This is a genomic window from Bacillus sp. FSL R5-0659 (genome assembly GCF_038008785.1).
In the GTDB taxonomy this organism is placed as follows: domain Bacteria; phylum Bacillota; class Bacilli; order Bacillales; family Bacillaceae; genus Bacillus; species Bacillus safensis.
The window spans coordinates 3,423,288-3,438,172 of the sequence record NZ_JBBOZU010000001.1 but is presented as its reverse complement, the minus strand read 5'-3'; the positions used below and the strand labels follow the sequence as shown (position 1 = coordinate 3,438,172).

The 14,885-nt window shown below is 40.0% G+C and carries 15 protein-coding genes; 9 read left to right on the top strand and 6 right to left on the bottom strand.

The genetic code is table 11. The features are described 5' to 3' along the window. Positions 1-110: 110 nt before the first annotated feature. Genes qoxA through qoxD form a run of 4 tightly spaced genes read left to right on the top strand, consistent with a single transcriptional unit; the run spans position 111 to position 4,052 of the window. Positions 111-1,067 (top strand): cytochrome aa3 quinol oxidase subunit II, encoded by a 957-nt coding sequence (gene qoxA, locus NSQ72_RS17840; RefSeq protein WP_099663814.1) that lies wholly within the window; start codon positions 111-113, stop codon positions 1,065-1,067. Between the two features lie 27 nt (positions 1,068-1,094). Beyond that, positions 1,095-3,053: a cytochrome aa3 quinol oxidase subunit I gene (gene qoxB, locus NSQ72_RS17835; protein ID WP_007497822.1), complete on the top strand. Its 1,959-nt coding sequence runs from the start codon at positions 1,095-1,097 to the stop codon at positions 3,051-3,053. After that, positions 3,053-3,670, top strand: coding sequence for a cytochrome aa3 quinol oxidase subunit III (qoxC, locus tag NSQ72_RS17830; protein WP_039182371.1), 618 nt, complete (start codon positions 3,053-3,055; stop codon positions 3,668-3,670). The genes qoxB and qoxC overlap by 1 nt, the downstream gene beginning before the upstream one ends. Before the next feature lies 1 nt (position 3,671). Beyond that, positions 3,672-4,052 (top strand): cytochrome aa3 quinol oxidase subunit IV, encoded by a 381-nt coding sequence (qoxD, locus tag NSQ72_RS17825; RefSeq protein ID WP_007497818.1) that lies wholly within the window; start codon positions 3,672-3,674, stop codon positions 4,050-4,052. Between the two features lie 77 nt (positions 4,053-4,129). On the opposite strand, the gene NSQ72_RS17820 is transcribed toward qoxD, so the two are convergent. Further along, a complete protein-coding gene (locus tag NSQ72_RS17820; protein ID WP_008345491.1) occupies positions 4,130-4,393 on the bottom strand; it encodes a spore morphogenesis/germination protein YwcE in 264 nt (87 codons plus the stop codon). A 475-nt stretch (positions 4,394-4,868) separates the two neighbouring features. Here NSQ72_RS17820 and NSQ72_RS17815 point away from each other — a divergent pair, with 475 nt between their 5' ends. The 3 genes from NSQ72_RS17815 to NSQ72_RS17805 all read left to right on the top strand — a co-directional run bounded on the left by NSQ72_RS17815 (position 4,869) and on the right by NSQ72_RS17805 (position 7,998). Further along, on the top strand, positions 4,869-6,080 hold the full coding sequence (locus NSQ72_RS17815) for an FtsW/RodA/SpoVE family cell cycle protein (protein WP_064498922.1): 1,212 nt from the start codon (positions 4,869-4,871) through the stop codon (positions 6,078-6,080). A 110-nt stretch (positions 6,081-6,190) separates the two neighbouring features. After that, positions 6,191-6,940, top strand: coding sequence for an oxygen-insensitive NADPH nitroreductase (gene nfsA, locus NSQ72_RS17810; RefSeq protein ID WP_039182366.1), 750 nt, complete (start codon positions 6,191-6,193; stop codon positions 6,938-6,940). 53 nt (positions 6,941-6,993) lie between these two features. Beyond that, positions 6,994-7,998: an LLM class flavin-dependent oxidoreductase gene (locus tag NSQ72_RS17805; protein ID WP_341084858.1), complete on the top strand. Its 1,005-nt coding sequence runs from the start codon at positions 6,994-6,996 to the stop codon at positions 7,996-7,998. A 320-nt stretch (positions 7,999-8,318) separates the two neighbouring features. On the opposite strand, the gene NSQ72_RS17800 is transcribed toward NSQ72_RS17805, so the two are convergent. Beyond that, on the bottom strand, positions 8,319-10,745 hold the full coding sequence (locus tag NSQ72_RS17800; protein ID WP_341084857.1) for a S8 family peptidase: 2,427 nt from the start codon (positions 10,743-10,745) through the stop codon (positions 8,319-8,321). 500 nt (positions 10,746-11,245) lie between these two features. Here NSQ72_RS17800 and NSQ72_RS17795 point away from each other — a divergent pair, with 500 nt between their 5' ends. After that, the gene (locus tag NSQ72_RS17795) at positions 11,246-11,524 is read left to right on the top strand and encodes a hypothetical protein (protein WP_341084855.1); all 279 of its coding nucleotides are present in this window, start codon (positions 11,246-11,248) and stop codon (positions 11,522-11,524) included. Positions 11,525-11,576: 52 nt separating this feature from the next. Continuing rightward, positions 11,577-12,410 carry a PRD domain-containing protein gene (locus NSQ72_RS17790; protein WP_039182354.1) on the top strand — a complete coding sequence of 278 codons (834 nt, stop codon included), beginning with the start codon at positions 11,577-11,579 and terminating at the stop codon, positions 12,408-12,410. Between the two features lie 173 nt (positions 12,411-12,583). Here NSQ72_RS17790 and NSQ72_RS17785 read toward each other — a convergent pair whose 3' ends face one another. Genes NSQ72_RS17785 through NSQ72_RS17770 form a run of 4 tightly spaced genes read right to left on the bottom strand, consistent with a single transcriptional unit; the run spans position 12,584 to position 14,777 of the window. Then, on the bottom strand, positions 12,584-12,820 hold the full coding sequence (locus tag NSQ72_RS17785; RefSeq protein ID WP_079919349.1) for a DUF3850 domain-containing protein: 237 nt from the start codon (positions 12,818-12,820) through the stop codon (positions 12,584-12,586). Between the two features lie 26 nt (positions 12,821-12,846). Then, positions 12,847-13,365, bottom strand: coding sequence for an ATP-binding protein (locus NSQ72_RS17780; RefSeq protein WP_260335622.1), 519 nt, complete (start codon positions 13,363-13,365; stop codon positions 12,847-12,849). A 1-nt stretch (position 13,366) separates the two neighbouring features. After that, a complete protein-coding gene (locus NSQ72_RS17775) occupies positions 13,367-13,753 on the bottom strand; it encodes an ASCH domain-containing protein (protein ID WP_079919346.1) in 387 nt (128 codons plus the stop codon). Then, positions 13,731-14,777, bottom strand: coding sequence for a hypothetical protein (locus NSQ72_RS17770; protein ID WP_341084854.1), 1,047 nt, complete (start codon positions 14,775-14,777; stop codon positions 13,731-13,733). Before NSQ72_RS17770 ends, NSQ72_RS17775 begins: the two co-directional genes overlap by 23 nt. Between the last annotated feature and the right edge of the window lie 108 nt (positions 14,778-14,885).

Below are 14,885 nucleotides of genomic sequence, written 5' to 3'. Positions count from 1 at the left end.
GAAGCTAACTCTAACAGATTTTGATAGCATTACAAAGGGAAGAAAAGTTTTCGAAGGCAGATGGCTTTTCACAATTATTCAGCAATTTATACATTATCTAAGGAAGGATGGTGATCTTCTTGTTCAGAGCCATTAAACCTATGCTTTTATTAGCGATGCTCGTGAGTGTTTTTGTATTAGGAGGTTGCAGCAATATCGCTGTTTTAGATCCTAAAGGACCAGTCGCAGCACAACAAAAAGACTTAATCCTTTTATCTATCGGATTTATGCTCTTTATCGTTGGTGCGGTATTTGTAATGTTTACCATCATTTTGGTTAAATACCGTGAGCGTAAGGACGTTGGAAACGCCTCTTATAACCCAGAACTACACGGGAACACGCTTCTAGAAGTTGTCTGGACAGTGATCCCAATATTAATCGTTGCTGCCCTTTCAGTTCCAACTGTAAAAACAATTTACTCTTTGGAAGAGGCACCTCAAGCAACAAGCCATAAAGATCCTCTTGTCGTTTATGCGACAGCTGTCGATTGGAAATGGATCTTTAGCTATCCAGAGGAAAATATTGAGACAGTGAACTACTTAAACATTCCAAAAGATCAGCCGGTTTTATTCAAAATCACTTCCGCTGATACAATGGCATCACTATGGATTCCTCAGCTAGGCGGGGAGAAGTATGCGATGGCTGGAATGGAGATGGAACAATACCTTCAAGCTGATCAAGTTGGCACATATCAAGGAAGAAACGCCAACTTCACAGGCGAGGGCTTTGCTCAGCAAAAATTCAAAGTCAATGCGATGACGCAGTCTGACTATGATAAATGGGTAAATAAAACAAAGAAAGAAGCACCAAAGTTAACGAAGAAAACGTATGACTACTTGATGCTTCCTGATGCTGCAGATGTGCAGACATTCTCATCAACACATTTATCCTTTGCGAAGCACGGAGAGGATTCTGAATATGCACTCCAAGCACGCAAACGTTTAGGTTACCAAGCAGTTTCTCCGCATTCCAAGACAGATCCTTTCGAGAATGTGAAGAACTATAAAAGAAAATTAGAAACAGAATAAACTGACTAAGGAAAGGAGGAGGCCGTTATGCATTTAAAATGGGATGAGTTTTTTGTAACTGGAGACCCATTAATTCTTGGTGCGCAAATTTCTATCGCTCTTACCTCCATTGCCATCGTGTTTGTTTTAACCTACTTTAAAAAGTGGAAATGGCTCTGGAAAGAATGGCTGACATCAGTTGATCATAAAAAGCTTGGAATCATGTATATCCTTGCTGCTGTGATTATGTTCTTCCGCGGTGGGGTAGACGGACTGATGATGCGCGCGCAGCTGGCGCTTCCTAATAATACGTTTTTAGATTCAAACCACTATAATGAAATCTTTACAACGCATGGTACGATCATGATTTTATTCATGGCGATGCCATTTTTAATTGGTTTAATCAACGTCGTTGTTCCTCTTCAAATTGGTGCACGTGACGTTGCATTCCCTTATTTGAACAACCTTAGCTTCTGGACATTCATGGTCGGAGCAATGCTGTTCAACATTTCCTTCGTTATTGGAGGATCACCAAGTGCAGGCTGGACGAGTTACATGCCGCTCGCCGGAAATGATTTCTCACCAGGACCTGGACAGAACTACTACTTGCTCGGGCTCCAAATTGCAGGTATTGGTACACTTATGACAGGTATTAACTTCATGGTGACCATCTTAAAAATGCGTACAAAAGGTATGACACTTATGCGTATGCCAATGTTTACATGGACAACATTGATTACGTCTGTCATCATCGTTTTTGCATTCCCTGTACTAACAGTTGCTTTAGCACTTATGACATTTGATCGTTTATTCGGTTCTGCATTCTTTACACTCGAAGCAGGCGGTATGCCGATGCTTTGGGCGAACCTATTCTGGATTTGGGGACATCCTGAGGTATATATTGTTATCCTGCCGGCTTTCGGTATTTTCTCAGAAATTTTTGCGACGTTCTCAAGAAAGCAGTTGTTTGGTTACAAAGCGATGGTTGTCTCGATTGTGGCAATCTCTGTTCTTAGTTTCCTTGTGTGGGTTCACCACTTCTTTACAATGGGGAACAGTGCAGCGGTTAACTCATTCTTCTCGATTACAACAATGGCGATTTCTGTACCAACAGGTGTGAAAATCTTTAACTGGCTCTTTACGATGTATCGAGGCCGTATCAGCTTTACATCACCAATGCTTTGGGCACTTGGTTTCATCCCGAACTTCGTAATCGGTGGTGTAACTGGGGTTATGCTTGCGATGGCAGCTGCGGATTACCAGTACCATAACACGTACTTCCTTGTATCCCACTTCCACTATGTATTAATCGCAGGTACTGTATTTGCTTGTTTTGCTGGTCTTGTTTTCTGGTATCCAAAAATGTTTGGTTACAAGTTAAACGAAAGAATAGGCAAATGGTTCTTCTGGGTATTCATGATCGGATTTAACATCTGTTTCTTCCCGCAGTACTTCTTAGGACTGCAAGGAATGCCAAGACGTATTTATACGTATGGACCAGAAGATGGCTGGACTGCACTAAACTTTATTTCAACAATTGGTGCATTTATGATGGGTATCGGATTCATCATCCTTTGCTACAACATTTACTACAGCTGGAGACACGCAAAACGTGAAGTGTCTGGAGACAGCTGGGGAGAAGGGCGTACACTTGACTGGGCGACATCTTCTGCAATTCCGCCGCATTATAACTTTGCAGCACTTCCAGAAGTGACAACACCAGATGCATTCCATCATTGGAAGCAAAACAATGTAGACGTTCATCCTGAAAAAGAATTCAAGAAAATTCACATGCCGCACAATTCAGGCAGACCGCTGATCATGTCTGCATTCTTTGGACTTGGTGCATTCGGTCTTGTATTTGAATGGTACTGGATTGGCGTTATTGGCTTAATCGGTGTATTCGCAACGATGATTTTACGTTCATTCGAATATGACGATGGCTACTATATTCCTGTTGAAGAAGTAATCGAAACAGAGAAAAAGAATAAGGAGGCGCAGAAGTAATGGGACATAATGATAGCAGCTATGCAAATGCACCGCTTGAATATCGCTCTGAAACCGGACGTTTAAACATTCTTGGTTTCTGGATATTCCTTGGCGCGGAAATCGTGTTATTCTCAACACTTTTTGCGACCTACTTTGTTCTACATGGCAGAACAGCTGGTGGCGTTTTACCAGCTGAGCTGTTTGATATGAAACTTGTATTGATCATGACATTCCTGCTATTGGTTAGTTCATTTACATGCGGGATTGCCGTTCATGAAATGCGCCGTGGAAGTACAAAAGGGGTTGTCATCTGGACGATTCTCACACTGCTTCTAGGTGCAGGCTTCGTTGGATTTGAGATTTTTGAGTTCTTCCATTATGTACATGAGGGTGCGAGCATCCATACAAGTGCGTACTGGTCTGCATTCTTTGTACTCTTAGGAACTCACGGACTACACGTATCGATCGGTATCTTCTGGATTACCGGAATCTTGTTCCAAATTAAAAAACGTGGATTAACTCCACAAACAGCAGCGAAGATTTTCATCTCAAGTCTATACTGGCATTTCCTTGATGTTGTATGGATTTTCATCTTCACAGCTGTTTACTTGATCGGATTAGGGGGGCTTTTGTGATATGGCTGGAAAAACACATTCCTCAGCAGAGCACGAACACTTCCCTTGGAAACACGTAGTTGGCTTCATCCTATCCATTGTGCTGACAATCTTAGCATTCTGGATTGCCATTGGAGCTGAAATTGGCAGTTCCGCAAAACTATGGATTATCTTTGGTTTTGCGTTCATTCAAGCATTCTTGCAGCTGTTCATGTTTATGCACATGACAGAGAGCGAGAACGGAACTGTTCAAGTCGGAAATACTTTGTTTGGTCTGTTCTGTGCGATTATCTTCGTTATCGGATCTGTTTGGATCTTTGCGGCTCACTACAGCCACGGAGAGAACAGTAAAGACGGTTATTCACCGTCTGCACCAAAGCAGTCTGAGCATTCAGAGAAATAATAAAAAAACCACTCATCTCTTAAAGGTGAGTGGTTTTTATCATAATGGTGATAACGCTTCCAATAGTTGGGCGATATCTATCTGCTGCTGAATCTTTTGCGAATGAATGGAAGTCCGTAGATGAGGAACGCTGCAATGTGAGCCAAAATCACGTTAATGGCAAAGAATGCGATCATGAAGGTATGTCCTGCTGGAGATAAACTGCTTGTCATGTAAAGACCGAAGAAAATCCACATAATCATAATGGGTGGAATAGATGCTAATGCAATCTTTCTGTTTTCCAGCCATAAAAACAGGGGTGTAGCCGTTGCAATACATAGGTACGCAAAGAACATATCCATCGTATCCAACTCCTTTGTAAGTTGATGTTCAAATCAAATGAGAGGTCAGGATGCAATTGTGTCTGTTTTTAGGAGATATTGTGAACATTTTGTTACAGGTATTATACCACAATTGACTTTGAAGTAAACGTAATAATTGGAAAATGGGCCTTATTCCATACAAAATGGTTTTATTCCTCATTCCTCAGTGCAGCTATCTCATCTGATGTTTACTTGTCATATCGCCACATAGGTCATTGAATTTTCCCCTTAAAATCTGTAAAATAAACTTTTTAAAGGACTTGAGATCGGTTGAATGAAAAGTGTATAGAGGAATTTTTTCCTATTGTTAGGATGAAAAGTATTTCATTTTTTGAAAATTGAATGGAACCTTTCGGATGTATCTTCCGTCATATTTAAGGTGAGTTGATTTTGTGAAAATTTCAATCTAATATAAACAAGGGCTTTTATGTTTTGTAATAAGGGTGGTTAGTTCATGAACAAGCAGAATACATCTCCTTACTATCAAGGAGATTTGATTTTTATATTTTTAGCCTTCTTTGCCATCAGTGTCATTGCGATTTATGCTGCGGGTCAATTTGGGCAGTATGGATCTAATGCATGGACGAGGCAGATCATATACTATATGGTCGGAGTTATATGTATTGTTGCTATTAATTATTTTGACTTAGAGCAATTAGAGAAACTGAGCTTATATATATTTATAGGCGGCATTATGCTGTTAATTCTTCTTAAAGTCGCTCCTGCACAAATCGGGGGTCATGATTTTGCTCCAATCAAAAATGGTGCAAAAAGCTGGTTTGTGTTGCCAGGAATAGGGACATTTCAGCCTTCAGAGTTCATGAAAATTGGTTTGATTATGATGCTCGCATCTGTCATTGGAAAGTCTACACCTAGAGGAAAGCGGACATTAGAGGATGATATTTTCCTTCTATTAAAAATTGCCGGGGTGGCGGCTGTACCAGTTGGACTGATCTTCTTGCAGGATGCAGGGACTGCGGCTGTTTGTATGTTTATTGTTGTGGTGATGGTATTTTTATCAGGGGTCAATTGGAAACTGATCTCTCTCATTGGCTCAGTGGTTGTACTTTTAGTTGCCTCTGTTTTAGCCGTGATCATCTTATTCCCTGATTTTGCGAAAACAATAGGCATTCAGCAGTACCAGATCAACCGGATTACCGCTTGGCTGCCTGATAGTTCTTCGACAGCCAACCAAGCACAGACGCAGGATGCATCTGGATCTGATAAATATCAAGTAGAGCAGGCGATTATGGCCATAGGTGCAGGTCAGATTTTTGGGAACGGCATTAAAAACTTAAAGGTCTATGTTCCTGAAGCACAAACGGATATGATTTTCTCCATTATAGGTGAAGCCTTTGGCTTTATCGGCTGTGCGTTTGTTGTGATCATGTTCTTCTTCTTGATCTACCGGCTGGTCGTATTGATTGACCGAATACATCCTTATAGCCGATTTGCGTCATTCTTCTGCGTCGGATATACAGCCTTGATTGTGATCCATACGTTCCAGAACATTGGAATGAACATAGGCGTGATGCCTGTAACAGGGATTCCACTCTTATTTATCAGTTTTGGAGGGAGCTCTGTCTTGTCCGTTCTGATTGGATTCGGGATCGCCTATAACGCAAGCGTTCAATTAACGAAATATCAAAGTTATTTATTTAAATAAAACGGGTAAGGGCAGTCTAAGTATAGGCTGTCTTTTTTATTGCGAGTTTTAATTTTTGAAAAGCCCTATGTCTTTGTTTTATGATAGAAGAAGTCAAGGAGGTCTTCGAGTTGAACAAAACGATAGAAACCATATTAAATCATCGATCCATTCGTTCGTTTACAGACGAGCGTTTGACAGAAGAAGAGGTGCTGACACTGATCAAAAGTGCACAGGCTGCTTCAACATCAAGCTACGTACAGGCGTATAGTATTATTGGTGTAACAGATCAGGAGAAGAAGGCCAAGCTTGCTGAACTGGCTGGGAATCAGCCTTACGTTGAGAAGAATGGGCATTTCTTTGTCTTCTGTGCAGACTTGAAACGCCATGATCATATTGCAAAAAAAGCAGGGAAGAATCATCAGGAGGCGCTTGAGAATACAGAAGCCTTTCTCATTAGCGTCATTGATGCGGCATTGGCTGCACAAAATGTCAGTGTTGCCGCAGAATCAATGGGACTTGGAATCTGCTATATTGGCGGACTGCGTAATCAGCTGAGAGAAGTCTCTGAAGTGCTTGAAACGCCATCTTATGTGCTGCCATTATTCGGTCTGGCTGTTGGCCATCCAGCTAATCAGTCGTCTCAAAAGGAACGGCTGCCAGTTGAACTCATATATCATGAAAATTCATATCAGCAAGATGAAGCGCATGTGGATCGTTATTTAAAAGAATACGACGATCGTATTTCCGCATATTATGAAGCACGAACAAACGGTGAGAGAAAAGATACTTGGTCTGAGCAGATGCTGCGAGGCTTTAGTCAGCCAAAGCGTGCCTTCCTTGGAGAGTTTGTGAAAGAGAAGGGCTTTAATCGAAAATAAATAAGACATCCCCCTTTCGCTTGAGAGAGGGGGATTTCTGTAAGAGGTGCAGCATGATGAAATTAAGTATACTGGATCAATCTCCTTTGATAGGAGGTGCTACGCCTGCTGAGGCTTTGAAGCAGACGGTTGAACTGGCGAAGCAGGCGGAAAAGTGGGGTTATCACCGTTTTTGGGTATCAGAGCATCATTTTTCAAATCGGCTTGCAGGATCAAGTCCAGAGGTGCTTCTAGGCCATTTATCAGCCGTTACGTCGCATATACGCATTGGCTCGGGCGGCGTCATGCTTCCCCACTATAGCGCCTATAAAGTAGCAGAGAACTTCAGGGTTCTCGAAGCGCTGGCTCCTGGCAGAATTGATCTTGGGATTGGACGTGCCCCTGGCGGTATGCCCATTTCATCTATTGCCCTTCATCATGGGGAGCGGAAGCGTTTAGGTGATCAATATCCTGAGCAAGTAGAAGAATTGAAGGTGTATTTACACGATCTAGCGGATGAATTTTACCCGCTGCCTCATTTGACTGCTTCTCCGAAGGTCGAGACCGCGCCAGAAGTTTGGATGCTCGGTTCCTCTGGAGGGAGTGCAAGGCTTGCGGCGAAAGCAGGTGCAGGCTACACGTTTGCTCTTTTTATTAATGGTGAAGGCGGAGAAGATTCTATAGAGCAATATATCAATCGGTTTGAACCTTCAGTATTCGGTGATAAGCCGCGTGTCAGTCTGGCAGTCTTTGTTTTATGTGCTGAAACAGAGGAGCAGGCAGAAAAACTAGCTGTCAGCTTAGATTTATCTTTACTTGCCAATGAACAGGGGCTGAAGCTTGAGGGTTTTCCTTCATTTGAAGAGGCACAGGCGTATTCTTACAGTCCATATGAACAAAAACGAGTGGCTGCCAATCGTCAAAGGATGGTCGTTGGAACACCAGCATCTGTGAAAAAGCAGATGACCACACTCGCCAAGGCTTATCGGACAGATGAATTGATTGCTGTGACCATCACACATCACATGCAAGACCGGCTCACATCGTATCGTTTATTAAAAGAAGCCTTTGATGCATAACGTATGTATATTTATCGTCCACGCAGCCAGTAAAAGGGGAAAAGCAGCATCAGAGTGAGGAAGAAGGTGGCTGACACGAGCAGACTGAGCGGGTAGATACAGGAAGCATAAACAGTCAGCTCGCATGCTTGATGAAAAGGACGAGGCTGCTTCGTATGTAAAAAGGTTAGAAAATAAACCAAGGTGATCGTCAGAAAAAAAGCAGTAAAAAAAGAAACGATCCATAGCCATATCAACATGAGTTTCTCTTTCCTCCATATATGATCGAAAAGCCTTGATGAGTTTATCCGCTCATACAAGGCTTTTCTTGTGATACACATTTATTCAGGGTAAATTTCGAAAGGTTCCTTCGTTTGTACGGTATCTGATTTTCCTTTCAAACTTGCATACGCAAGCATTGTATACTCACCAGCTTCAAGCTTCTGGCCTTGATTGATCGTACCATTCCATTTTACGCGGTGCTCTCCTTTATCAACAAGTTGATAAACACCAGCTTCACCTAAATACTCTCCATCTGTTGAGTAGACAAGGAATGCAAGGTTCTCAGCACCGCCAGGCAGGTAGCTGCTGATGACATAGCTTCCAGCACGGTTGTCAGGCTCTACGGAAACAGAAGTGACGCGCGGATAATCTGGCTCTTTCACAATCAATAAAGTAGGGATTTCCGTGACCTTTCTGCCATTTTCGCGAATGGTTATGCTGCCTTGGTACGTCCCTTTTTTGGTTTTTCCGTAATTCACCTGTACTGCGGAAGTAAAGGATCCAGTGGAATTCCCTTTGACGCTGATTTTTTTCGTTCCGTTTGTACTAATGCCGCTGCCATTGAATTTGTAATCAATGGTATACGTTTTCGGTGCTTTTGAAAGGTTTTCTACCTTGAATTTCTTCGTTTTGATTTGAACGCCTTTTTCCTTTAAGAAAGTGCCATAAGAATAGCTCGCATCAGAAACGATTGAAGACGCTTGAAGTGATTCCATGATTCGAACGCTGCCTGTTCCTTGTGTGTTATGAGGGAATGGGCTGCCATTTGCGTCAAACAGTTTTTCTGCTGTATTCATCAGCAATGCTTTGATTTGTCCAGTTGAGTACGATGGTTTTGCTTGTTTGATGATCGCTGCTACTCCTGCCACATGAGGAGAAGCCATACTTGTTCCTTGCTTAGAACCATATCCGTAAGGCTGAGATGGATCATGCGTTGGGATCGTACTCACAATGCTGACGCCGGGTGCTGATAGATCAGGCTTAATCATCCACGTATCCACAACAGGTCCGCGGGACGAGAAGTCAGCGACTTGCTCACTAAGTTCTTTGACAAATTGAATGGAGAAAGCCGTTGTATTGTTTCCAGCCTCAATGGCTTTGATAAGCGCTGTTCCTTCAGCTTTTGACAGCTTAATTGTAGGAAGTGCGAGACCTGGTACATCGACTGGGATTTCTCCATCGGTATTGTTATACATCACAACGCCGATTGCACCAGCTGCTTTTGCATTGTCGACTTTATCCACAAAAGCAATGGCACCACGTTCAATCACAGCCACCTTTCCTTTAACATCGATGTCTTCAAAGGCCTTTTCGTCACCGATTCCAGCTTGGACGAGTGTGACTTGTTTTTGGTCAAGCGCTTTTAAATCACTCTCTTGGTAGTAGCCCATGACTTTTGCAGTGGAATAGTTCGGGAATTTCACATTGTAAAGGCTGTACGGAAGCTGAGTTGCTCCGACAGAAATAGCATCTCTTGATGTGCCAGGTGAACCGACTGTCCAGTTGTTCGGACCGCTGTTTCCATTGGATGTAACAGCGACAACGTCTTCAGACATGGCCCAATCGAGAGCGATGCTCGTTGCATAATCAGGGTTATTGACACTGTTTCCAAGAGAGAGGTTCATGACATCTGCTCCGTCAGTAACCGCCCGGTCGATGCCTGCAAGAACGTTCTCAGTTGTTCCAGATCCACCTGGTCCAAGTACACGGTATGCAAGAAGTGTGGCATCCTTTGCGACACCTTTAATTTGTCCATTTGCCGCGATCGTTCCTGCGACGTGTGTGCCGTGATCTGTGGATTCACCTCTAGGATCTCCTTTAGGTGTCTCTTGCGGAGAATAATCATTATCAACAAAATCATAGCCTTTGTATAAACCGAAGTTTCCTTTTAAATCAGGGTGGGTATAGTCTACTCCAGTATCAATGACTGCGACTTTGACCCCTTTTCCAGAATAGCCGGCATCCCATGCTTTTGGTGCACCGATAAATGGAGCGCTCTTATCCATAAGCGGGGAGACATCTTCGTTTGGAAGCTGGATGCTTTCCTTTTTCACTTCATCGGTTTTATATGTAACATCCGGATAAACAGCTTTTACTCCATCAACTGCGAGCAGCTTCGGGATTTCGTTTGCAGGAAGTTTCATAGAGAAACCAGAGAAGACTTTTTCATATTCTTGACGAACACTCGCTTTATCTACCTCTTTGAGTGCTGCGTTCTTTACTTTGGTTCGAGATTTTTTGAGGGAGGCTTTTGTTTGTACTTCGCCGTCTTGCTTGGCTTCAACTAAGGATTTTTCCTTTAATTCAACAATGACAGTGGTTTGTTTTTTCGAGTTGACATTGATTTCACCGAAGATTTCTGCTTTTTCTAGTTCCACCTTTTTGTTAGATGGAGCCGCCGCCGCCTGTTGACCGGTAAAGAATGTGGATAAAATAAATATAGTGGAAAACAATAGAACAGAAGAACGAGATATGACCTTTTTCATTAATTTTCCCCTTTCTAGCTGTGTTTTTAGGGAGATAGCCTTTCTTTTTGTGGATAAATAGGAAAGATTCACTGCCCGTTATTAAGTATTCAATATGTTGAAAACAATTCCTTTACTAAAATGGTCTTATTTTACATAGTTACAAAGAACTATTTTGTTTATAAAGTCGCACTTATTCACAAATGTCTGTTGATAACTCGATTATTAAGATACATATATGGAAAATAAAAAATTTACATACACAAAATCTAGTGAGAGGGTGTTGATATGTGGATAAACCCTGTTGATAAGGTGTGCTTATCTTTGGGATAGCGTGTGCATAAAATTTTCAATGAAACATCTAGGCACATGATGATCTTCTGCACTTTTCAACAAAACTTCTGAAAACTAGTTTGTTTTTTCACCCAGATTGTGACAAACCTCTCTTTTTTCTCGGGATATGATAGGAGCAGTTGTTTTGATAGAGCTGCTAGATTCTAAGAAAAGCGGAGGGATGTTCAGTGAAGAAATTAAAAAGCTGGTTGAGCGTATGGTTTGGTTTCATGATGAATGTGCTTGTGAACCCTGGTGTGATGATAAAGCAGCAAGGGTTTCAGGCGGCCGCGGCGGATGCCGGATTTTTTCAAGTAGTGAAAGAGAGAGAGCTGGAAAAGCTGGCAGAAGAACATAAGAAGAAACGCAGGACAGAGAAGCGGATGACTCAAAGTCTGATGATGCTTGAAGAGAAGACGATGCGAGAGGCGCGTGCTGGTCCGCTCTTACCTTTACAGAAAAAGTGAAACAGGGTAAAATCCCACATAAGAAATGTTATCTGCTGGGAGAGGATACCCCTTGAAGATATATAAAATATTGAATAACAACGCAGTGGTTGTAAAGGAGGGCGATCAGGAGAAAATTGTGATGGGACCCGGAATTGCTTTTCAGAAGGGGAAAAATGACGTCGTTCCTCTTCAAAAAATAGAGAAAATCTTTGTTGTGCGTGAAGAAAATGAGAAATTCAAACAAATTCTTGCCACATTGCCAGAAGCGCATATTGAGGTGGCAGAGCATATCATCAGTTATGCAGAAGGTAAACTTATGATGCCGCTCAGTGATCACATTCACATATCACTGACTGATCATTTGTCCTTCGCCATTGAACGTCTTCAAAAAGGCATTGTGTTATATAATAAATTGCTTGGTGAGATCAAAGTCTTATATAAGCAGGAATATGAGATTGGAAAGTATGCCATTCGTTATGTAAAGGAGCGGCTTGGGGTCGAACTGCCGGACGATGAGGCAGGATATGTGGCACTTCATATTCATACGGCCAAAATGAATACGGAGTCCATGAAAAAGACCGTGAAATATACAACGATGATCAAAGAAATGATCGAGCATATTGAAAGCTATTTTCAGCATTCAATTGATGAGGATAGTATTTCCTATCAGCGGCTTGTGACACATTTGAGGTATGCATTAGGCAGGTTGGAATCGAATGAGGCATTTCAAATCATGGACGATGACATGCTGATTTTTATCCAAACAAAGTATGATACGGCTTACCGGTGTGCACTTGGACTCGCTGATTTGTTAAAAGATGAATATGGACTTCATCTCCCTGAATCGGAGATCGGCTACATCACGCTGCATGTCCAGCGTCTGCAGGAAGCCGAATTGGTTTAATTGTGATGCCTGCATGCAGGCTTTTTTTAATAGGTCGAATGATAATAATCAATCATCTTAGATAATAGCAAGACTTCATAGTGCTTAATAGTTTCTTTACTGGAAAAAGACCGTCTGATATAAAGTAAGAAAGAGACAACATGTTAGTTGCCTCTTTCAAGTTAATAACCCATTTATAACATTATAAAACTAAAAACAACGTAATTATTTTTTTGCTCAAACTCGGTCATATAAGTAATTTTAATTTTTACTTTTCTACCCGTGTATTGGTTCGTTTGATTATCCCACTCATTCAGAATCACAGTGTCTCCTACACAAAAACCTCTATCATTTTTTCTGATTTCAAAAGTTTTAGTCTGCTCTAGTACAGGATTGAAAAACTCACGATTTATTTTTAAATTATGAAGCATAAATTTTCCCCTCTAACGAAATTCTCTTAGCTAGTTATAAAGTGTAGTAAATTTGATAAAGGTTGTTTTTCATCATATATGAATAGTTTAATTTCATATTTATTAGAGTAACTTATTGATTGTTGAATTTCAAAGTCCTGAAATTTCTGCAAAAAATCTATTGAATAATCTATCTGATCTCTCTCAAATAAACGATCCCTAATTAACTCTGGCCTATTTTTCATCACAATTATTTTATCCATATTAGTATCATTAAAAGTTTCAAAAGGTAATAAGACAATATTCCTTTCTGAATCCAATAAACAAAAGTGTCCATCCAGTAATAATTTAGATTTACCCAAATCTAAATTATTCAGCTCATTCTTCCATAACTCTTGATTTTTTGAAATATTTTTAGTTTCCTTGTTATAACTATCAAAATTTTTTCCTGCTTGTTTGATCAGATTGCTGACTGTCACGGTTTGAATATCTAATAATTCTTGAATTTTTTTAGACAAAGTCGATTTTCCAACCCCATGAATACCTGAAAGAAAAATATATTTCAACTTATAATCCTCCGTTTGTATAGCAAAATGATTGAGGAGCAACTTTTAAGCTATTGTCAAACTCAAATAAATCTAGAGGTATATCGTATTTTTTAAATTCTTTTATTTGTATAGCGAAACCAGTAGCTTTATCTTGAAAGTATTGATTGAAGAAACTTTTTGTAACTCCTGAAAAATCCTTAGTTTTATTCCAAATATTTTCTGGTTTATCATATAATATGTCCTCGATTTCGAATTCTCCAACTACTTTACCATAGGGCTTAGTTGCATAAACTACGATCGAGGAAATACCTTCCCTTTTAAATATGCTTTTTCTGTATTCAAATTTCTTTTTCCCTAAAACTATTTCTTCTACAAATTCAGGTTTAATTGATAATAAAACTTTCATTTACTTCACCTAATTCTATAATCTTCTCAAATTGAGAGTTTGTTAGAGGGAGAAAACCAGCATAATCGCTCCGATTTATTACTTGATTTTCTATTAATTCACGTCGTATAATCCGCTTGGGCAAGGAGATGTTATAAAGCATTTTAACGATGTAAGGATATCTTTTCGTAGACCAAAAATAATTTAACTCTCCTGTACTGAATATAGTTCCTTTTCCACAATATTTAATGAATTCTTCTTTTGTATGAAATTCATTAATATTTCGAGTATCTACTACTGAACATACGGAAGTAATAACAGAGCTGTACTCAGCTGATTTGTTATTTTCCGCAGTTCTATAGATAATAATTAGATCTCCAGATTTCAGCTTATCCATACCGTACATCTTAGCCAAATATACTTTTTCTAAAGTATTTGTAAAAGATAGATCTTCTACTTTATGGTCGTTCTCGGTTTGGAGTCTAGAGTATGGGAATAATTTCGTGTGATATTCGGGATAAATGGACAAAATATATTTTGAACTATTTTGGCTTTGAATACGTGGGAAGTCTTTATATAAATTATTATGATATTCTAATGTTTTTACATAAATTAACTCACCGTTTTCTTTGCTCCCCCATAATTTAAAACCAAATTTCTCGAATAGTTTGATTAGAGGTTGTTGTTTGTTAAAAATAGTAACATAACATTCATTATGCTTTTGCTCAATCATTTGTTTTAGAATCAAACCAATAAATCTTTGACCTAAAACTGTCCCATGTGCATCTATTTTAAAAGTCCCTATCTTAAGTCGGCGTTTTTTGGGGAATTTGGGATTAATATCAATAGATTCCTCGTTTTCTTCTTTAAGATATAAAAAACCCAATAATTTTTGTTCTTTTAGAATGTAAACTTTCTCACCTTGATTCGATTTTTTTATAAACCAGTGTTTAAACCCTTCGTAATCTTCAATCAAACTTAAAAAGAATGGATCGTTTACATTCAGGTCAGAAAATTTTACATGCTCTATTACATCATTTTTCACCAAAGATACCTCCTAATAGTAACTCACATTTTGTATAGGATCAAACAGGTGTTCTGATCCTTATTTAGAAAATTTTTCTATAGACAATTATAGCAAAATTATTTAAGG